Annotated in this window: 17 protein-coding genes and 2 tRNA genes; 14 read left to right on the forward strand and 5 right to left on the reverse strand. The window is 62.3% G+C overall.

What is annotated here, in order from left to right; all coding sequences use genetic code 11:
• Positions 1 to 217: 217 nt before the first annotated feature.
• A complete protein-coding gene (locus tag SB822_RS19550; protein WP_007744024.1) occupies positions 218 to 448 on the forward strand; it encodes a hypothetical protein in 231 nt (76 codons plus the stop codon).
• Here the strand turns inward: SB822_RS19550 and SB822_RS19555 are convergent.
• The gene (locus tag SB822_RS19555) at positions 427 to 1,833 is read right to left on the reverse strand and encodes a cytochrome-c peroxidase (RefSeq protein WP_086919340.1); all 1,407 of its coding nucleotides are present in this window, start codon (positions 1,831 to 1,833) and stop codon (positions 427 to 429) included. The genes SB822_RS19550 and SB822_RS19555 overlap by 22 nt on opposite strands.
• Positions 1,834 to 2,049: 216 nt before the next feature.
• Here SB822_RS19555 and SB822_RS19560 point away from each other — a divergent pair, with 216 nt between their 5' ends.
• A complete protein-coding gene (locus tag SB822_RS19560) occupies positions 2,050 to 3,624 on the forward strand; it encodes an acid phosphatase (protein ID WP_410855445.1) in 1,575 nt (524 codons plus the stop codon).
• A gap of 205 nt (positions 3,625 to 3,829) precedes the next feature.
• Here the strand turns inward: SB822_RS19560 and SB822_RS19565 are convergent.
• Positions 3,830 to 3,904: transfer RNA gene (locus tag SB822_RS19565), tRNA-Arg, on the reverse strand.
• 145 nt (positions 3,905 to 4,049) lie between these two features.
• Positions 4,050 to 4,880: an undecaprenyl-diphosphate phosphatase gene (locus SB822_RS19570; protein ID WP_007744021.1), complete on the reverse strand. Its 831-nt coding sequence runs from the start codon at positions 4,878 to 4,880 to the stop codon at positions 4,050 to 4,052.
• Positions 4,881 to 5,446: 566 nt separating this feature from the next.
• Here SB822_RS19570 and SB822_RS19575 point away from each other — a divergent pair.
• The 5 genes from SB822_RS19575 to SB822_RS19595 all read left to right on the forward strand — a co-directional run bounded on the left by SB822_RS19575 (position 5,447) and on the right by SB822_RS19595 (position 10,083).
• Entirely contained in the window at positions 5,447 to 6,364 is a 918-nt protein-coding gene (locus SB822_RS19575; protein ID WP_090835746.1) for an aldose epimerase, read from the forward strand.
• A gap of 142 nt (positions 6,365 to 6,506) precedes the next feature.
• The gene (locus SB822_RS19580) at positions 6,507 to 7,232 is read left to right on the forward strand and encodes a peptidoglycan DD-metalloendopeptidase family protein (RefSeq protein WP_176133838.1); all 726 of its coding nucleotides are present in this window, start codon (positions 6,507 to 6,509) and stop codon (positions 7,230 to 7,232) included.
• Between the two features lie 145 nt (positions 7,233 to 7,377).
• The gene (locus SB822_RS19585; RefSeq protein WP_007744017.1) at positions 7,378 to 7,707 is read left to right on the forward strand and encodes a hypothetical protein; all 330 of its coding nucleotides are present in this window, start codon (positions 7,378 to 7,380) and stop codon (positions 7,705 to 7,707) included.
• A gap of 679 nt (positions 7,708 to 8,386) precedes the next feature.
• Positions 8,387 to 8,695 (forward strand): DUF2288 domain-containing protein, encoded by a 309-nt coding sequence (locus tag SB822_RS19590; protein WP_009770802.1) that lies wholly within the window; start codon positions 8,387 to 8,389, stop codon positions 8,693 to 8,695.
• A complete protein-coding gene (locus SB822_RS19595; protein WP_090835748.1) occupies positions 8,692 to 10,083 on the forward strand; it encodes an MATE family efflux transporter in 1,392 nt (463 codons plus the stop codon). Before SB822_RS19590 ends, SB822_RS19595 begins: the two co-directional genes overlap by 4 nt.
• Positions 10,084 to 10,104: 21 nt before the next feature.
• On the opposite strand, the gene SB822_RS19600 is transcribed toward SB822_RS19595, so the two are convergent.
• Entirely contained in the window at positions 10,105 to 10,278 is a 174-nt protein-coding gene (locus tag SB822_RS19600) for a hypothetical protein (protein WP_007744014.1), read from the reverse strand.
• A gap of 166 nt (positions 10,279 to 10,444) precedes the next feature.
• On the opposite strand from SB822_RS19600, the gene SB822_RS19605 reads away from it, so the two are divergent.
• From SB822_RS19605 to SB822_RS19630, 6 genes are all read left to right on the forward strand, one after another.
• A complete protein-coding gene (locus SB822_RS19605) occupies positions 10,445 to 10,618 on the forward strand; it encodes a hypothetical protein (RefSeq protein ID WP_167449573.1) in 174 nt (57 codons plus the stop codon).
• Positions 10,619 to 10,939: 321 nt separating this feature from the next.
• A complete protein-coding gene (locus SB822_RS19610; protein WP_007744011.1) occupies positions 10,940 to 11,098 on the forward strand; it encodes a DUF3309 family protein in 159 nt (52 codons plus the stop codon).
• Positions 11,099 to 11,159: 61 nt separating this feature from the next.
• Positions 11,160 to 11,236: transfer RNA gene (locus SB822_RS19615), tRNA-Pro, on the forward strand.
• 367 nt (positions 11,237 to 11,603) lie between these two features.
• The gene (locus SB822_RS19620; protein ID WP_090835804.1) at positions 11,604 to 12,053 is read left to right on the forward strand and encodes a hypothetical protein; all 450 of its coding nucleotides are present in this window, start codon (positions 11,604 to 11,606) and stop codon (positions 12,051 to 12,053) included.
• Positions 12,054 to 12,424: 371 nt separating this feature from the next.
• Positions 12,425 to 12,883 carry a SixA phosphatase family protein gene (locus tag SB822_RS19625; protein WP_007744008.1) on the forward strand — a complete coding sequence of 153 codons (459 nt, stop codon included), beginning with the start codon at positions 12,425 to 12,427 and terminating at the stop codon, positions 12,881 to 12,883.
• A 165-nt stretch (positions 12,884 to 13,048) separates the two neighbouring features.
• Positions 13,049 to 13,864 carry a GNAT family N-acetyltransferase gene (locus SB822_RS19630; RefSeq protein WP_007744007.1) on the forward strand — a complete coding sequence of 272 codons (816 nt, stop codon included), beginning with the start codon at positions 13,049 to 13,051 and terminating at the stop codon, positions 13,862 to 13,864.
• A 906-nt stretch (positions 13,865 to 14,770) separates the two neighbouring features.
• On the opposite strand, the gene ppx is transcribed toward SB822_RS19630, so the two are convergent.
• On the reverse strand, positions 14,771 to 16,321 hold the full coding sequence (ppx, locus tag SB822_RS19635; RefSeq protein WP_244144555.1) for an exopolyphosphatase: 1,551 nt from the start codon (positions 16,319 to 16,321) through the stop codon (positions 14,771 to 14,773).
• A 237-nt stretch (positions 16,322 to 16,558) separates the two neighbouring features.
• On the opposite strand from ppx, the gene ppk1 reads away from it, so the two are divergent.
• Positions 16,559 to 18,622 carry a polyphosphate kinase 1 gene (gene ppk1 / locus SB822_RS19640; protein WP_090835750.1) on the forward strand — a complete coding sequence of 688 codons (2,064 nt, stop codon included), beginning with the start codon at positions 16,559 to 16,561 and terminating at the stop codon, positions 18,620 to 18,622.
• Positions 18,623 to 18,702: the final 80 nt, after the last annotated feature.

The raw sequence follows: 18,702 nt of genomic DNA on the forward strand, positions 1-18,702 counted from the left end.
CCGCGATCTGGACCTCAAAAGCATAGCACGCCGCCTACATGCACAGCTCGCGAGACCACCATCTTTGAGATAACGCCGCCGCGCCTGAGGCCCACCGGCAGCCCGCTCAGGAGAATTTTAGGATACGTCCCATAGGCCCTCAGGCACGCAATCCATAACATGAGTCGAATCAAATTCACCCGCACTTCAAACGCTTTGCGCGTTGCGACTCTTGCTCATGGACCTCTCGTTCGCTCTCCAGTTTTTCGCCGCGATGCTGACGCTGATCTGCGTCGTTCTTGGCTCGATCGTCATGCGCGTCGATCCCGCGCCGATGCCGACCATCGTGCGTATCCACGGCCTGCGCCGCAGCCGGTGGCCGTGCGCGCTGACGCGAGCCGGCCTCGTGTGCCTGCTCGTGTCGTTCGTGCTGTTGATCGCCGGCTGTTATTTGCTGCTGACGATGTGAGCGTCAGCATGTTGCTGAGGCGCTTCGGGCTGGTATCCGTCCGTCAGCGTCTTAAGGAACGCGACCACATCCTTGATCTCTGATTCATCCAGCGCAGGCTTGTCACCCGGCTTGCGATCGAATGGCGGGTCGGTATTCAGATTTGCCCAATACTTCTTCGGCAAATCGTCGAACTTCTGCACTTTTCCCTTTACGACCGGATAGAACTTCTCCGGATTCGTATCGCGTTCCGCATAGAAGCGGACGACCTCTTCGAGCGAGTGATAAATCCCATTGTGGAAGAACGTCTTGCGCAGCGCGACGTTGCGCAGCGTCGGCGTACGGAAAATTCCGCAATACTCGTCTTGGCCCTTCAGATCCGTCCGTTCCGGGCCGCACGCGCCCAGATCGTAGAAATGCGGATCGTGGTTCACGGCCAGCGTGCGATTACGTGGCACGCCGAGCGCGATCAGACCGAAGTCAGAGAACGCGGGCGCCGAGCCGTCGAGCGCGCGCTGGCTGATGTGGCAGCTCGCGCAGTTGCCTTTGGTCTCGTCGTTGAAGAGCTGCAGGCCGTGCAGCTCGGCCTTCGTCAGTTGCGCCTTGCCCGCGAGGAAGGCGTCGTACTTGCTCGTGTACGGGTAGAACACTTCCGGCGTCTCCTCGAACACTTCGAGCGCCTGCAGCACGGCCTTGAACGTCGCGTCGTCGCTATCGAACACGCGCTCGCCGAACGCGTCGCGGAACTGGTTCGCGTACGGCGCGGCCTTCACGGCCGCCGCCACTTTCTGCGGCGTGCTGCCCATCTCGAACGACGACGTCAGCGGCATGCGCGCCTGATCGTGCGCGCTGTTCACGCGGCCGTCCCACATCAGGCCGCCCGTCGGACCTGCGTCGACGCTCTCGTCGCCCTCGTCGTCCGAATCGTGATAGTGCTCGGTGAAGGACGGCACCTTCTGCAGATACTTGATGTCGGGCGCGGCGCGCATGCCCTGCTGGCGCATGTCCTGGCCGCCCAGTTGCACGGAGAGCGCGTTAGGCGGTCCGAAGGCGTGCTGCGGGCTGTGGCACGACGCGCAGGCGAGCTTACCTGAACCCGACAGCGACGGATCGAAGAAGAGCTGCTTGCCGACGGCCGTCATCTTCTTGACGGACTCGTACACCTGGGCACGCGTCTGACCACCAGCGGGCATCGCCGCTGCGCCATCGGCGGACACCTTTTGCATCTGCGCGCCGCTCACTGACGGTTGCACCGATTGCGCCGCCGCTACCGCGTGAGCGCCATCGCTCTGCGCGCTGCCCGCATCGCAAGCCGCCAGCATCATCGAAACCGAAACACCCAGCGCGCCGAGCCATCCCGCGCGCCACGCCTGTCTTGTCCGAAGCCCCGCCACATCGCGCCACATATCTTTCTTACCTGCTCGTGTTGATCGACTGCGCGAGGTTATTTCACCGACATGTCGCCTAAATGACATATACCCGACGACATATTAAAAACCACAAGCAAATCGGAACCTCTATGTAAGAAATTAATCGTTCTGTCAAAAAGCCTTGCGACACTCTCGCCGCCGGTCATCCCGATGCGGATTCACCGCCGGTCCCCAACGCGAGAGAGATAAATCATGAACAAGAAACTGATCTGCGCGACGCCTATTGCGATCGCCGCAGCGATCGGGCTGTACGCATGTGGTGGCAATTCGAATTCGAAGCCGACGTTGTCTTCCGTGAAGAACGTCGTGGTCATCTACGCGGAAAACCGCAGCTTCGACAACCTCTATGGCAACTTCCCGGGCGCCAACGGCCTGCAGAACGTGACGGCGACGAGCGCGCGCCAGCTCGACCGCGACGGCTCCGTGCTGGCGACGCTGCCGCCCGTCTGGAAGGGCCTCACGGCAGCGGGCGTGACGCCCGTCATCACGCAGGCGATGACGGTCAATCTGCCGAACTCGCCGTTCGCCATCGACGATCCGGCTGGCTTCAACGCGCCGCTCAGCGCGACGACGCGCGACCTGTATCACCGCTTCTACGAGAACCAGATGCAGATCCACGGCGGCAAGAACGACATGTTCGCCGCGTGGGCCGATTCGGGTGGTCTCGTGATGGGCCACTACACGCCGAACGCCGACAAGCTGCCGCTCTACAAGATCGCGCAGCAATTCACGCTGGCCGACAATTTCTTCATGGGCGCGTTCGGCGGCTCGTTCCTGAATCACCAGTGGCTGGCCTGCGCGTGTACGCCGTTCTATGCGAACGCCGACACGAGCGTCGCGAAGGCGTCGATCTCCGCGGTCGAGCCGGACGGTGTCTCGCTGACGCTCAAGTCGACGTCGGCGCCATCGGCGCTGACCGACGTGCCGACCTTCGTCAACTCGGGCAACCTCACGCCTGACTTCTACGCCATCAACACGATGCAGCCGCCGTATCAGCCGAGCGGCAACAAGCCGGCTGCGGGCGGCGACGCGAACCTCGCCGATCCGACGGTCGCAACGACGCTGCCGGCGCAGACGAACCAGCACATCGGCGATCTGCTCAACAACGCGGGCGTGACGTGGGCGTGGTACAGCGGCGCATGGGGCAACGCGATCTCGGCGGTGCAGAACAACACGGCGAACGTGATCTACGGCGCGAACCTCAGCTCGCCGAACTTCCAGCCGCACCACCAGCCGTTCAACTACTTCGCCGACCTGGCGCCGGGCACCGACAACCGCGCGAAGCACCTGCTCGACGGCGGCCTGAACGGCTCGGAGTTCATCAAGGCAATCGACGCCGGCGCGCTGCCGCAAGTCGCGTTCTACAAGCCGCAAGGCAACCTGAACGAGCACGCGGGTTATACGGACGTGTCGCAGGGCGATCAGCACATTGCGGATGTGATCTCGCATCTGCAGAAGAGCCCGCAGTGGAACAACATGGTCGTCGTCATCACGTACGACGAGAACGGCGGCTTCTGGGATCACGTCGCGCCGCCGAAGGGTGACCGCTGGGGCCCGGGTACGCGGATTCCCGCGATCATCGTGTCGCCGTATGCGAAGAAGGGTTTTGTCGATCATACGCAGTACGACACGACGTCGATCCGCCTCATCACTCATCGCTTCAATCTGCCGAACCTGCCGGGCCTCGCGTCGCGCGACAGCGCGCTCATCGCGAACGGCGGCCAGGCGATGGGCGATCTGACGAACGCGCTCGACATCAACAAGTAAGCACGCAGCAACGCAGGCAGGCGGGCCCGTCGCCCGTCATCGACAAACCACGGGCAAGCAACAGTCGCGCATTCATCCACGTTCGATGCGCAACGCTTCAGGGCAGCTTCGGCTGCCCTTTTTTATCTGCGTGTGATGCGGTGAGGATGGGAGAAAGATGGAGGCCGTGCGCAGCACGCGCAGGCGGACAGGCAGGCAGACTGGATGGCCCCCCCACGAGGAATCGAACCTCGATTTCAGGTTTAGAAGACCCGTGTTCTATCCGTTGAACTATGGGGAGGCGAAACCGGAATTTTAACCTGGCTAGACCTGACCGAGACTGGCGTCAGGCGCCGGTGTAAGCACGCCACACATGCCGTGGCGCTCAAACAGAAAGGCCCGGCAGCAACGCCGGGCCCGCGATTATAACCGATCGAACCGCGCGATCAGGCCGGCTGCGGATGCGTCATGAACCAGCCGAGAAACACCACGCCCGCAATCACGCAGTACACGCCGAACGACGCAAGACGGCCGCGTCCTTCGAAATAGCGCATCAGGAAACGCACGCTCAGGTACGCGGCGATCGCCGTCAGCACGCCGCCCAGCAGCGCGTCGGCGAGCAGACCGGGCGCGTGGAAGAGCTTCGGCAGTTCGAGGATGCCCGCCGCGAAGATGATCGGCGTGCCGAGCAGGAACGAGAATTCGGCGGCCTTCTCGGAGGTCAGGCCCGCGCCGTTGCCGGCGATCATCGTCAGGCCGCTGCGCGAGAAACCGGGAATCAGCGCGCCGATCTGCGCGAGGCCGACCAGAAATGCCTGCCTGAACGTCAGCTTCTCCGGCGCACGGTGCACGCGCGCACGCTGCAGACGGTCGCCGAGCCACAGCAGGATGCCGTTGACGATCAGCGCAATCGCGACGATGCGCAGATCGTGGAACACGCGCTCGAGGCGCTTTTCGAGCACGAGACCCACCAGACCGGCCGGAATCGTCCCGATGATGAGCGCCCACATCATATGACCATCGTCATTGCGGCGGCCCGACAGCGACGCGAAAAAGCCGCCTATGAGCGCAATCCAGCGCGTACGGAAGTACCACAGCAGCGCGAACGCGGTACCCAGATGCAGCGCGACGAGGAACGGCAGCAGTTGCGGTGCATGCTTGTCGATATGCATGCCGAAGAGAGCGGGAACGAGCAGCGTGTGACCAAGACTGCTCACCGGAAACAGTTCCGTGACGCCCTGCAGCACGCTCAAAAAGATCAAAAACGACAGGCTCACGCGTCGGTCCTTTTGAAAAGTGGGGAGGATGGACAGCATGCCGGAGCATGGCGTCCGGCATCTGAAGGCGGGTCGATTATGCCTGGGCGACCGGGGTGCGCCAAGGACAAAAATTCGCTTTTAACAGAATCTTGCCGCGTTGCAACAAGATCGAAAGGCTGATTACGGTGATGAAAGCAAAAAGGCCCGCCTGGAAGGCGGGCCTGCGTGCGGAGGCTGCGTGGACCGTCGGTACATGCCGACGGCTCAACGTGGATTCTCGTCGCCCCGTGTCAGCGTGTAAATTTATAAAAGAAATAAATCGTACTGCCCGTAAACATGCCGAACAGTGCCACGCTCATTGCCATTGCGAGATCCATCGCCCCTCCTGAAAACCGAGTGATCGGATCCGGCCGGAGCCGGTCTTCGTACACATTATTGATTGCGCCGACTGTGCGCCAACACCCGCAATTTCCCGAGAAGGGTTTCCCCGTAGCACAAAGGGGCGCAAAATCGGCGTCGCTGCGCTTTTCGCGCCACAATCGTGCACGCCGATCCCTTCCTAACCGCTTTCTATCGTCATTGCCATGCCTCAATTCCAGCAACAGGACATCATCGAGATCGCACGCGACGGCTCCTTGCTGCGCGTCGCGCCGCAGGCGGGCGGCCGCCTGCTGTCGTGGGACATCGACGGCCAGTCGGTGATCTTCTGGCCCGAGCACGCGGACTGGAGCCAGCCCGCGCACGTGCGCGGCGGCAATCCGCTGCTGTTTCCGTTTCTCGGCCGCCATTTCGTCGACGGCCAGATCGGCCGCTGGAAGGACGCGCAAGGCACCGTGCGCGATCTGCCCATGCACGGCTTCGCGCGCGACCTGCCGTTCGAGGCCACGGTCGACGAAGCCGCCCGCTCGCTCAGCATGACGCTGACCGACAGCGACGCGACGCGCGCCGGCTATCCGTTCAGCTTCCGCTTCGAGGCGAAATACACGCTCGTCGACGCACACACGCTCGACGTCGACTTCATCACGACCAACACGGGCACGGCGGGCAGCGAGCCGCTGCCCTACTACGCGGGCCATCATTTCTACTTCACGCTGCCGCACGCGGAACGCGGCGAGACGGTGCTCGAATTGCCGCGCACGGTGCGCCGCCACCAGTTGCCGGACGGCGCCATCAGCGCGGGCGAAGCGGGCAAGCCGGACTATCGTCTGAACGATCCGGGCATCCTGGATCGATTCCATTGCCTCGACGGCGCGCCGGATCACCTCGTGCGGATGGTCGCGCTCGGCCTGAACCGCAGCATCACGATCGATCTGCAACGTCCCAACTCGGTGCCGTGGTACGCCGTCACGACGTGGACGGAAAGACCCGAATCGGACTTCTTCTGCGTCGAGCCGTGGCTGGGCCTGCCCGACGCGATCCATAACGGCCTGGGCCTACGCTGGCTCGAAGGGGGCGACACCGAAACGGCGTCGCTGCGTATCACCGTCGGCACGCTGCCCTGAGCGCCGCGCATCGCGCGCGGCACAATCGTCGCGCGTCGCCTGGAGCCGAAAACGGGCGCTGCATTGCAAAACCGTTAGAATCTGGCGTTTTGCATCTGCCACGTGATCGGGATCGGCGCGCGGCGGCGTCTTGCGAGGTCCAATGTTGACAACAAAAATCAGACGGCTCGTCTGCGCGGCCATGGTCGCAGCACTGGCCGCATGCGGCTCGGCACCCGTGGGTCCGGGCTACTATCGCGTCGAACGGGGCGACACGCTGTACAAGATCGCGCGCAGCAATCGCACGTCGGTCGAGAGCCTGACGCGCTGGAACAAACTGTCGAACCCCGATTCGCTCGAGGTTGGCCAGGTGCTGCGCGTCGCGCCGCCGCCCGGCACGGCGACGGCCAGCACGGGTTCGGCGCGCAGCAGCACCTCGGGCAGCGCCTCGGCGGGCACATCGGCGAGCGCTTCGTCTGCGTCGCGCAGTGCGGCCGCGGATACGCCTGCGGCGCCCGCGTCGTCGATCTCGCTGATCTGGCCGGCGACGGGCAACGTGGTGCGCGGCTTCGACGGCAACAATTCGAAGGGCATCGATATCGCCAACGCTGCGGGCACACCCGTGTTCGCAGCGGCGGGCGGCACCGTCGTCTATGCGAGCAACGGCCTGCGCGGCTACGGCAACCTGCTGATCATCAAGCACAACGCCGACTATCTGACCGCGTACGCGCACAACCGCTCGCTGCTTGTGAAGGAAGGCGAGACGGTGCAGCAAGGCCAGAAGATCGCCGAGATGGGCGACTCCGACAACGACCGCGTGATGCTGCACTTCGAGCTGCGTTACGCCGGCCGTTCGATCGATCCGGCGCGCTCGCTCCCGCCGCGCTGAGGCGCTGTCCCGCCGCATCGCGACAGGAACCCGCGGGAACCCGATGGGCCGTGCGCGGCTCCATCACAGAGGCAGGCGGGCACGCTCCGTGCCCCGTCTGTCGACACCGCGTTCATCCGCGCAACGACACACAGAGGACACTCCGATGAAAAACGCCCTTGCGGCAGTCCGTGCGACGGCGACGAGCCTCGCGATCGTCTCTCTGGCGAGCCTTGCAGGCTGCGCCAGTTCCGGTTCGACGACGCTCACCTATCTGCCCAATGGCGAGACGGGCTTCGCGATCAACTGCAGCGGCAGCGATGCGAGCCAGAACTGGGGCGAATGCTACAAGCGCGCGGGCGAGGCATGTGGCGCCTATGGCTACGACGTGGTCTCGAAAGATGTCGACACGGGCGGCACGGCAGGCGGCACGCTTGGCGGCGTGCTCGGCGCCAACGTGAAAAACCGCTCGATGGTGATCCGCTGCAAGCAGTAGCCGGCACTCGCGCGTCGTCCGGTTTTTATTGCGTGAGGACAAAAAAATGCCCGGCACGAGGCCGGGCAAACGGGGGTTCGGCGCATATCGGCAAAGGACCGGTTCACCATGCGCCGAGACGAAATCTAGCAACGCCCCTATACCCACGCAATCGATTAATTGTGCAAATAGTGTGAGTCGGCGCACGGTTTCAAGACGAACTGAATGGCGCACCCATCAATTTGCAAGCCGAATCAACGCGCCATTTCGCATTCAATACGCGCTCGGCGCAATAGCGCGCCGCCCCGAAACCCACGGCTGACGGGCGTTTCGGAAGATCGTGAAAGTATTGCGCGTGAATTGTTCTGCACTGCGATATTCGTCGATTTCACGCATTTCGCTTCGCTTCCCGCAATAGCGGGACTTGGTGCGCCAACGCACCCTTCCGTTGCGATTCCTGCAGTGAATTCATCAGATTTAACGAATTAGCGAACTTCCGTTTAACGTATTCATATGCTGGCGGACACGGCGATTAAAGCGCGTGACGTGAAGGCATTTACCGGCGTATTCGCACCGCAAGGCATTGGCGAGCGAAGTCGCGAGGTGTCGCCTATGGTTTGGTTTATAGTTACGCCCGCCCGTGCCGGCGCACGCCGCCGACACGCCCCCACGCACGAATGCCATGCTGCCTGCTAACACCATGACCTCCCCCGACACCCCACAAAGCCCGCTCTACGAGAAACTGCTCGGTGAAACCGCGAAGATCGGCTGGACGGAACTCGAACGCTTCTTTGCGCGCGGCATGCTGCTGCGCGTCGCGCGTGATCTCGACCTGGTGAGCGTTGCCGAAGCGATCGCCAACGACGATGCGCCGCAGGTCACACAGTGGCTGTCGGCGGGACTGGTCGAGCGCGTGCAGGCGGAGACGGCTGCCGACTTCGCCGCGCGGGACCCCGAACTGTGGGCCGTCGTCGTATCCCCGTGGGTCTGCGTGCAGGAGCGCGGTTGAGCAATAGCGCGGACGATAGCGTCGCGCCGGACGCTCCACACGTGAGCGCCGATGCCGTGCCCACGCGCTGGCATCGGCGCGTGCTGACGCTCGCGTTTCCCATCGTCCTCGCGAACCTGACGCAGCCGATACTCGGCGCCGTCGACACCGCCGTCGCCGGGCATCTCGACAGCGCGTCGTATCTCGGCGGCGTGGCGCTCGGCGGTCTATTCTTCAATTTCGTGTTCTGGGGCTTCGGCTTTCTGCGCATGGGCACGACGGGGCTCGTTGCGCAATCGTTCGGCGCGAACGATCAGGCCGGCCTGCGCATGAACATCGTGCGTGCGATGTTGCTCGCGTTCGCGATCGGCGCACTCATCCTGGCACTGCAGGTTCCGCTGATCGATTTTGCGGTACGCGCGATCGGCGGCAGCGACGACGTGCAGCGGCACGCGCGCGCGTACTGTCACGCGCGTATCTGGGCCGCGCCACTCGCGCTCGGCAACTATGTCGTACTAGGCTGGCTGCTCGGTACGCAGCGCGTGCGCGTTGCGCTTGCCACGCAAGTGTTCATCAACACGGCGAACATCGTCGCCGTGCTGCTGTATGTGTATGCGTTCGACTGGGGCGTGGCGGGCATCGGCGCCGCCACGGCGACGGCCGATGCGCTCGGCTTCGTGTTCGGCGCCATGCTACTCTGGCAGATGCGTCCGCGCGGGCTGCCCGCGCTCGAGCGCGCCGCGCTGTTCGATCCCGTCGCCCTCAGGCGCATGGTGACCATCAACCGCGACATCTTCGTGCGGACCATGTGCCTGCTCGGCGCGTTCGGCTGGTTCGCGCATCTCGGCGCGAAACAGGGCGACGCGACGCTGGCCGCGAACGCGCTGCTTCTCAACTTCCAGACATTCATGGGCTATGGGCTCGACGGCTTCGCGCATGCGGCTGAAGCGCTCGTCGGCGCGGCCATCGGCGCGCGCGACCGCGACGCGTTCCGCCAGGCCGTCAAGGTGACGCTGCTGTGGTCGGCGCTCGGCGCGCTGGTGTTCTCGCTCGTCTACTGGACGGCGGGCGCGTGGATCATCGAGCGGCTCACGGATCAGACCGTGGTGCGGGCAGCGGCGGAAGCCTTCCTGCCGTGGACCGTGCTGTCGCCGATCGTATCCGTGTGGGGCTTTCTGCTCGATGGCGTGTTCATCGGTGCGACGCGCACGCGCGATCTGATGACGTCGATGGTCGTGTCGCTCAGCGTGTTTTTTGCGGCTTCGTGGGCGCTCGCCGGCCCGCACGGCAATCACGGACTGTGGGCGGCGCTGATGATCTTCATGGCCGCGCGCGGCCTCACGCTTCTTCGCCTGTTACCGCGTCTTGCACGCGATGTCGGGTCGGAACTGTTGGGGAGCCGCGCGTAAGCGCACGCCCACGCCGTACGCTTATTTCGGCGCGGCGGGTGCGTCGATCATCGAAGGCGGACGGGTGTCGGTCGGCACGCCGTGGTAGTCCGCCGGGTCTTTCGGCGGCACGTGATGGTGAACGGTCGGATCGTCGGCACACGCAGACAGGGCGAACAGCGAAAACAGCGATGCAGCCAGCAGGAAGCGCTTCATAAACTTTTCGGACAAGGTGTGAGCATCGACGGATGACGTCGCGGGCCACGAGTCTAACCGCAAAGCGCAATGCGCGCCGCCGAACCTGGATATCCACCGCATTGCGCGATCTTGCAGCGCCTGTTCTACTATGTACACAGGGTCGTTTTCGTCGAAGGAGGCCGCCATGGATGCCGAATCGATCGCAGGTCTGGTTGGACTCGCCATAGGGTTGCTGGTGCTTGCCGTGCTGTCGGTGTTCGAGTCGCGCACCTATCGGCGCGAGCATCATGGCGAAGGCATGATGCATCACTGGCTTGCCGAGCATCACGTCCTGGACAGAATGCGCCGCAGACACTGAAGCCGGATGCGCCGCGCCTGCGGCGCTATCCTTTGTGACCGCCTGAATTTTCGTCCGACTCGCGCGCCGGTTTGATCTCGATGCGCGACGTCTTCATTTGCGCGTCCGGATTCCCGGGCACGCATCCTCTCCTGCGCCGTTTCCCGCGTCGTCCCTGCTCCACGGCACCGCCTCATGTCGGGCACATTGCTTGCTCATCTGTAAGGCATAGAGCACGCATTCCGCGCGCTCGACACTCCGGCCGCTAACGCGCGCACGGTCGCTGCCTGTAAGCGCCTACGCGGTCTCCATTTGTGGCCCGGCCATATAAGGAGAGATAACATGACCCTCGGAACCATTCTGCTGATCGTGGTGATCCTGCTTTTGATCGGCGCCCTTCCAAGCTGGCCGTACAGCCGCGAATGGGGTTATCGCCCGACCGGGCTCGTCGGGATTGTGCTGATCGTGGTGATTGTGTTGCTGCTGATGGGCCACTTATAACTTTTGTGCCGCGAGGGTTTGACTTGCGGGCCTCAATGCAGATAGAATCGCTGGCTCGCGTCGGAGCGTAGCGCAGCCTGGTAGCGCATCTGATTTGGGATCAGAGGGTCGTAGGTTCGAATCCTATCGCTCCGACCATAGAAACAAGCACTTAGCCCAGTCCTCGTGACTGGGCTTTTTGTTTTTTCGATCTACGTGTAACCGCTGTGTGGCCACATCTCGTCGACTCGCGCCCGACCACGGTCCCGGCAATCAGCCGACCGGGCGATAGTGCAATTCTTGCGGCACTGGTTCTTTGGCAGGGATGAGTGCGGTCACCCTCATTATGATGAAACTTGCGCTTTACCTCGCCTGATTCATAGGGCAGTTTGAGGGCTGCGCCGTGCAGCTTATGGGGTCCTCGGCTAGGCAATTTCGATTTAAGGAAAAGACGACGCTGATTCCGCGGCAGCTCGGCCATTCCTCGCGAGCAAGTGACGCCGCAACCCTCGATCGAGGAACGGCTATGCGCAGAATCGCTCGATTCATCATCTACTGTTTCAGCAGCTTCCTCTGGGCTCTGCAAATCAGTGTAAACTCATTTTTAGGCAACCCCGAGCCTGTCGGCCCACTGGGTTCCGGTGCTGCAAGCACTGCAGCAGCGATGTGTCTCTGTATCATCTGCTACATCCCGACTCAGGCGGAACGCTCCGACTTCGCGCGCGATTTATTTCTAAGTCGGAAGTGGAAGGAAGTACGGGGATGGAGCTTTGCGCTGTTGATCGTCAGCGTGGCATGGTGGACATGGATTATGTTCTCGACCGCATATCACGTGCGGCTACATCCCTACAACGACCTGATCGACTGGTTCTGGAGAAGCGACTGGAATCGAACGTTGTATCTGACCATATCCGTCGTCATGTACGTTCTCTCCGTGGTGCTCTCGGAGTTGAAGGAATGGGTGTTTGAACAATGAACACAACCATATATGCCGTACAGGTTATTTTGCTGGTTGTCTTGCCGGTAGGAGGATACCTGTTGGCCCGCTGGATCAAGGGACGATGGGAGCAACAGCATAGGGGCACCGACGGTAAACCTGTCCCGGGCACGGAAGGTAAGCCCGTCGCCATGCGCGACTGATTACGGAGAGAGGAAAAACCCGCGACACTTATCCTGGTGTCGCGGGTTTTTGCTTTTTGCGCCGCCGATTTCACGCGAATATCCTGCTAGCGCCGCATACACTCCCGAAACACGCGCGCATTCATTAAAACCAGAGCAGCAGAACTCGCCCCGCGCTGTCCATACTTGTCGAAACCCACCTGCCACCAGAAAAACGGAGACACCGCCATGAACCTGATCCTCTGGCGTCACGCTGAGGCCGAAGACACCGCCTCGACCGATCTCGCCCGCCAGCTGACGCCGCGAGGCCGCAAGCAGGCGCAGGCGTCCGCAAAATGGCTGCGCGCGCGTCTTCCCGACGACGCCGTGATCCTCGCCAGCCCCGCCGCGCGCACCGTGCAGACGGCCGAATCGTTGACGGATCAATATCGCGTGGTACGCGAGATTGCGCCGGACGCGAGCGTCGAAGCCGTTCTTACGGCCGCCGGCTGGCCCGACGGCATTGCGCCGACGGTCGTGATCGTCGGCCATCAGCCGACGCTCGGCCATGTCATCGCGCGTCTGCTCGCCGATAGCGGCGCGAGCTGGTCGGTCAAGAAATCGGCGGTATGGTGGATCGAGAGCCGCTTGCGCAGCAACGGCGAACAGGCCACGTTGCGCGCAGCGATCAGCCCCGATCTCATCTGATCCACGCCGCATCGCCGGGCAAGGCGAGGCAAGGATTGCAGGCGCTGCGAAAGCGTCTTGCTTACGACACGTCATCGAATCGTCACGACGTTGCCACGTGAGCGTCACCCGCCGTTACTACATTGGCGTCGAAGCGAATTTCACATTTTCGACCAGGAACGCCACATGCGAGAACTGCCGACGCCTACCCTGCCCTTCGCATCGATCCTCGAGCCGCGTCGCCGTTTGCCGCGCTCGGAAGAAACGGTAACCGCCCAGCATCGTCTGCAAGTGTCGTGGGCGCGCACCGACGAGGAGCTTCGCGAAGCGCAGCGTCTGCGTTACCGCGTCTTCGCCGAGGAAATGGGCGCGCGCCTGTCCGGCCCTGCCGGCCTCGACGTCGATGCGTTCGACGCTTACTGCGACCACCTGATTGTTCGCGATCTCGACACGCTCAAGGTGGTCGGCACGTATCGCGTGCTGCCGCCGCACCAGGCGGCGCGTATCGGCCGGTTGTATGCCGAGAGCGAGTTCGACGTGTCTCGGCTTACGCATCTGCGCTCGAAGATGGTCGAGGTGGGGCGTTCGTGTGTGCATGCTGACTATCGCAGCGGATCGGTGATCATGTCGTTGTGGGCCGGTCTTGGCTCTTATATGCAGCACAACGGGTATGAGACCATGCTCGGCTGCGCGAGCGTCGCGATGGCTGATGGCGGCCACTACGCGGCCAACCTGTATGCGTCGCTGCAGGACGATGCGCTGACCACGCCCGAGTACCGCGCGTTTCCGCATACGCCGCTGCCCGTCGATGAGCTGAAGACTGGCGCGAAGGTCGCGCCGCCGCCGCTTATTAAGGGTTATCTGCGGCTTGGTGCGAAGATTTGCGGCGCGCCGGCGTGGGATCCTGATTTCAACACCGCCGACTATCTGACGTTGTTCCGGCTCTCTGAAATCAATGCGCGGTATGCGCGGCACTTTCTTGGGGATGCGTTGCCAAGGTAAGTGATTTTTTGGGTTTGCTCGTCGGGGTCGTGGTTTAGGGTTTGCCTTTGCGGGGCAGGCGGTGCCGTTTGGTGTTGTTGGCTTTGCGGCGCGGGCGTTGCCGTTTGGTGTTTCTGCCTTTGCGTTGGCATCCGCGTGTTGCCTTCGCCCTTCAAGCGTCGCCCCTGTGCGGGGCGGCACCTACTTTTCTTTGCCGCCGCAAAGAAAAGTAGGCAAAAGAAAGCGGCTCACACCGCCAGCCCGTGTTCTTATCCACGGGCCCCCAACGTCCCCATGCTTCACACGGCAGTGCCCTGGTTAGTGCGCGTTGCCAACGCTTCGAATGAACGCCTCACCCGCTTCGGATACCCGTGCACGGGCTAACGGCAGCGAATGGTATGTGCCGCCCAGGTGGGAAACTGTGTGTAGGTTGTCGCGTCGTATAGGGTAGCGCTCTTACGGGTGGGACGTGTGCGCTATCGGTCTGGAGTGAGGTGCGTGCAGTACTACGGCCTACACACAGTTTGCCACCTGGGCGGCAGTGGATTATCTGGCGCGGCATGTGGCGACGCGGGCGCGTGAAGCGGGTGAGGCGTCAATTCAGAGCGTTGGCAACGAACATGAGTCACGTGATTGCCGTGTGCAGCGTGGGACCGGTTGGGGGCCCTCAGGCAAGAAGAAATGTTGGCGGTGTTAGCCGCTTTCTTTTGCCTACTTTTCTTTGCGGCGGCAAAGAAAAGTAGGTGCCGCCCCGCACAGGGGCGACGCTTGAAGCACGAAGACATAGCGCGGATGCCAACGCAAAGGCAGAAACACCAAACGGCAACGCTTGCGAAGGCAAAGGCAAAGGCAAAGGCAAAGGCAAAGACAAACCACAAATGCCAGCGCAAAGCCAAAAACACCACCCCCGCGTCGCAGACAAAAACCTCAATCCTCCGTGTACACCACGCGATACGGCGTCCGAATCTTCTCCCACTCAGCCGCCTCCTGAATGAGGCTATAGTCCGTCAGCGGGTTATTCGAAACCCATGAATGAGGCAGTCGCACTTCATACCCGCCATTCGCCTCAGCGACAGTAATCTCGGGCAACCCAGCATCCGCACGCCGCCGGCAAAACAGCGCCGCAAGCCGCAGACAGAACAGCAAATCCCACTCGATATCCCGCGTCTGCGCAAGCTTGCCGAGCTTACCGGCATGACCCACGACAAGCGCCGCAAGCCGCGCCTGATCGGTACGCGAAAACCCCGGCATATCCGCATTGCTCGCGATATAAGCCGAATGCTTGTGATACGCGCTGTGCGAAATCGACAGCCCGATCTCATGCAGCGCAGCCGCCCACCCGAGGAACATGCGGTTCTCTTCGCGCACTTCTGCATCAGGTTCTTCGAACTGGTCATAGAACCGCACCGCGAGTTCGCCGATACGGGCCGCCTGCTCGCGATCCACGCCATAGCGCCGCATAAAGCCTTCAACCGTGACCGTACGCATGTCCTCATGCTGCGAACGCCCCAGCAGGTCATACAGAACGCCAAGCCGCAGCGCGCCGTCCGTCGTATCGACGTATTCGACGCCGAGTTCATCGAACACGGCAATCATGATCGACAGGCCGCCCGCCAGCACGGGCACACGGTCCGGCTTCAGCGCCACGAGCTTGAGCCGGTTGACGTTCTCCGCCTTGATCAGCGCACGCTTCAAACGCTCGAGGCCGCCGCGCGAAATGCCATGCGTGATGCCGGGATCATTGAAGCCGTTCGCTTCCACCAGTTCGGCCAGCGCGCGCGCCGTGCCCGACGAACCGATGCCCTGGTCCCAACCCTCGGCCCGGTAGTCGGCCGAAATGATCTGGATCTCGCGCGATGCCGCGAGCTCAGCCTGGCGCATCGTGTATTCGTCGACATTGCCCGCCGGAAAGAACTGGCGGCTGTGACTCACGCAGCCGATGTACAGACTTTCCATTCGAATCGGCGTGTAGTGCGAGCCAATGATGAATTCCGTCGAGCCACCGCCGATATCAACGACAAGCCGCTTGCCCGCGCTCGCCGGGACCGAATGCGCAGCGCCGGCATAGATCAGGCGCGCTTCTTCGCGGCCCGCGATCACTTCAATGGGAAAGCCGAGCGCCGCTTCCGCTTCGCCGAGAAATTCCTGTGCATTCTTCGCGACGCGCAGCGTGTTGGTGGCGACCGCGCGCACATGATCGGGATGGAAATCGCGCAGACGTTCGCCGAAACGTTTCAGCGCATCCCACCCCCGTTCCTGCGAAGCACGGTCGAGCATTTTTTCGCGCGACAGGCCTGCGCCCAGGCGCACGGGTTCGCGCAGCGCGTCGACCTGATAGATCTGGCTGCCCGCCTCGGTTTCCTCGACGCGGCCCACGATCAGACGGAAGCTGTTCGAGCCGAGATCGACGGCGGCAAGGAGTGGCGGAGTATTGACCATCGGGTGTGAGAACCTCATGCGCGCGGGGAAAGCACCCATCCGGGGAGCCTTCGTTGGCGCGTTGTTTGAAAGCGCCATTTTAAGCGTAGTCGTCATTACGCTGTCACCTCCGCCATTGTCGAGCGATATCGTCACACATGGCTGCGTCATATTTACGACACGACGCGGCAAAAGCGTAAAATCATGACAAAAGTCATTTCATGCAACTGTCATCATACTGTGAGAATTTCCGAGCGTCCCTTCGAGTCACCTTCCGACATTTCATTCTCACCACCGATGTCCAACCGCTATCCTCTTCTGAACCGCGAGCTGGGCATTCTGGGGTTCAACGAACGCGTGCTCGCACAGGCCGCTGACCCTGCTGTTCCTCTACTCGAACGCTTGCGCTTCATCTGCATCACCAGCAGCAATCTCGACGAATTCTTCGAAGTCCGCATGGCCGGTCTTCAGGAACAGATGCGCGACAATCCAGGCGCGCTATCGCCCGATGGCATGTCGCTGCAGCATTGCTACGATCTCGTTGTCGAACGTGCGCAGAAGCTCGTGCATCGACAGTACACGATGCTGCAGGACACCGTGCTGCCCGCGCTCGAAGACGAAGGCATTTATTTTCACGGCATGGAAGCCTGGAACGAAGCGCAGACGCAATGGGCGCGCGACTACTTCGTCAATGAACTGCTGCCCGTCCTGACGCCGATCGGTCTCGACCCCGCGCATCCGTTTCCGCGCGTACTGAACAAGAGCCTGAACTTCGTCGTCGAACTCGAAGGCAAGGATGCATTCGGCCGTCAGGCCGTGATGGGCATCGTGCAGGCGCCGCGCGCGCTGCCGCGTCTCGTGCGCATGCCGCAGGAACTGTCCGGCTATCCGCATGGCTTCGTGCTGCTCAGTTCGCTGCTGCAACAGTTTGTCGGTGAGCTGTTTCCGAATCTCGCCGTGCGCAGCTGCAACCAGTTCCGCATCACGCGCAACAGCGAGCTGTTCGTCGATGAAGACGAAATCACGAACCTGCGCGTCGCGCTGCAGGGCGAACTGCCCGCGCGGCATCTCGGCAATGCGGTGCGGCTCGAGATGTCGGCGGGAACGCCTGCGCATCTGATGCGCCGCCTGCTCGACGAAAGCGGTCTGTCGCAGAAGGACTGCTACTTCGTCGATGGCCCGGTGAACCTCGTGCGGCTGATGCAGTTGCCCGAGATGGTCGACCGGCCCGATCTGAAGTTCGTCCCGCACATTCCCGCGACGCCGCCGCAGATCGCCAACAGCGCGAGCCTGTTCGACGTGATCGATCAGGGCGACGTGCTGCTGCATCATCCGTACGAGAGTTTTCAGCCGGTCCTCGAATTGCTGCTGCAGGCCGCGAAGGACCCGAACGTCGTCGCGATCAAGCAGACCATTTATCGCACGGGCACCGATTCGCCGCTGATGGACGCGCTGATGCAGGCTGCGCGCAACGGCAAGGAAGTGACCGTCGTCGTCGAGCTGCTCGCGCGCTTCGACGAAGAGACGAACATCAACTGGGCGTCGCAACTGGAAGCCGTCGGCGCGCATGTCGTGTACGGCGTGGTCGGCCACAAGTGCCACGCGAAGATGATGCTGATCGTGCGGCGCGTGTCGGAAGGCGGCAAATCGATCCTGAAGCGCTATGCGCACCTGGGCACGGGCAACTATCATCCGCGCACGGCGCGCCTGTATACCGACTTCGGGCTGATGACGGCCGACCAGAAGATCTGCGAAGACGTGCACCACGTGTTCCAGCAATTGACGGGGATCGGCGGTGAATTGCCGTTGCACGAGTTGTGGCAGTCGCCGTTCACGTTGCATCCGCGGCTCGTCGACGCGATTCGTGCGGAGGCCGAGCATGCGCGTGCAGGCAAGCGAGCGCGGATCGTCGCGAAGATGAATGCTCTGCTCGAACCGACCGTTATAGCGGAACTGTACGAGGCGTCGCAGGCTGGCGTGAAGATCGATCTGATCGTACGTGGCGTGTGCGCGTTGCAGCCGGGCGTCGAAGGGCTGTCGGAGAACATTACTGTGCGCTCGATCGTCGGGCGGTTCCTCGAACATCACCGTATCTTCTATTTCCATGACAACGGGCGCGAGCAGGTTTATCTGTCGAGCGCGGACTGGATGGATCGCAATTTCTTCCGCCGCGTCGAAGTCGCGTTTCCGATCAACAACCGGCGGTTGAAGCGCCGGGTGATTGCTGAGGGGCTGTCGGCGTTTCTCGGCGACAACCAGGCCGCGTGGCTAATGCAAAGCGATGGGCACTATCGGCGGCGCAGGCCGGGGAAATCGTCGCGCAATGCGCAGATGAGCTTGCTGACGAAGTTCTGCTCCTAATTTCCCCTCTTCCGAATACAGACACCCCAGACGTCGGTGACGACGCTGGGGTGTTTTTTTTGGGGAATTCCCGTTGCGCT

This window comes from Paraburkholderia sp. SIMBA_054 (assembly GCF_046534875.1).
Classification (GTDB): domain Bacteria; phylum Pseudomonadota; class Gammaproteobacteria; order Burkholderiales; family Burkholderiaceae; genus Paraburkholderia; species Paraburkholderia hospita.

What these genes read in the sequence shown, in the direction of transcription:
- SB822_RS19600 (WP_007744014.1), bottom strand. Translation starts at nt 10,278, where the DNA reads ATGAAGCGCTTCCTGCTGGCTGCATCGCTGTTTTCGCTGTTCGCCCTG.
- ppk1 (WP_090835750.1), top strand. Translation starts at nt 16,559, where the DNA reads ATGTCCAACCGCTATCCTCTTCTGAACCGCGAGCTGGGCATTCTGGGG.
- SB822_RS19625 (WP_007744008.1), top strand. Translation starts at nt 12,425, where the DNA reads ATGAACCTGATCCTCTGGCGTCACGCTGAGGCCGAAGACACCGCCTCG.
- SB822_RS19550 (WP_007744024.1), top strand. Translation starts at nt 218, where the DNA reads ATGGACCTCTCGTTCGCTCTCCAGTTTTTCGCCGCGATGCTGACGCTG.
- SB822_RS19610 (WP_007744011.1), top strand. Translation starts at nt 10,940, where the DNA reads ATGACCCTCGGAACCATTCTGCTGATCGTGGTGATCCTGCTTTTGATC.
- SB822_RS19585 (WP_007744017.1), top strand. Translation starts at nt 7,378, where the DNA reads ATGAAAAACGCCCTTGCGGCAGTCCGTGCGACGGCGACGAGCCTCGCG.
- SB822_RS19560 (WP_410855445.1), top strand. Translation starts at nt 2,050, where the DNA reads ATGAACAAGAAACTGATCTGCGCGACGCCTATTGCGATCGCCGCAGCG.
- SB822_RS19605 (WP_167449573.1), top strand. Translation starts at nt 10,445, where the DNA reads ATGGATGCCGAATCGATCGCAGGTCTGGTTGGACTCGCCATAGGGTTG.
- SB822_RS19630 (WP_007744007.1), top strand. Translation starts at nt 13,049, where the DNA reads ATGCGAGAACTGCCGACGCCTACCCTGCCCTTCGCATCGATCCTCGAG.
- SB822_RS19590 (WP_009770802.1), top strand. Translation starts at nt 8,387, where the DNA reads ATGACCTCCCCCGACACCCCACAAAGCCCGCTCTACGAGAAACTGCTC.
- SB822_RS19575 (WP_090835746.1), top strand. Translation starts at nt 5,447, where the DNA reads ATGCCTCAATTCCAGCAACAGGACATCATCGAGATCGCACGCGACGGC.
- SB822_RS19620 (WP_090835804.1), top strand. Translation starts at nt 11,604, where the DNA reads ATGCGCAGAATCGCTCGATTCATCATCTACTGTTTCAGCAGCTTCCTC.
- SB822_RS19555 (WP_086919340.1), bottom strand. Translation starts at nt 1,833, where the DNA reads ATGTGGCGCGATGTGGCGGGGCTTCGGACAAGACAGGCGTGGCGCGCG.
- ppx (WP_244144555.1), bottom strand. Translation starts at nt 16,321, where the DNA reads ATGGGTGCTTTCCCCGCGCGCATGAGGTTCTCACACCCGATGGTCAAT.
- SB822_RS19580 (WP_176133838.1), top strand. Translation starts at nt 6,507, where the DNA reads ATGTTGACAACAAAAATCAGACGGCTCGTCTGCGCGGCCATGGTCGCA.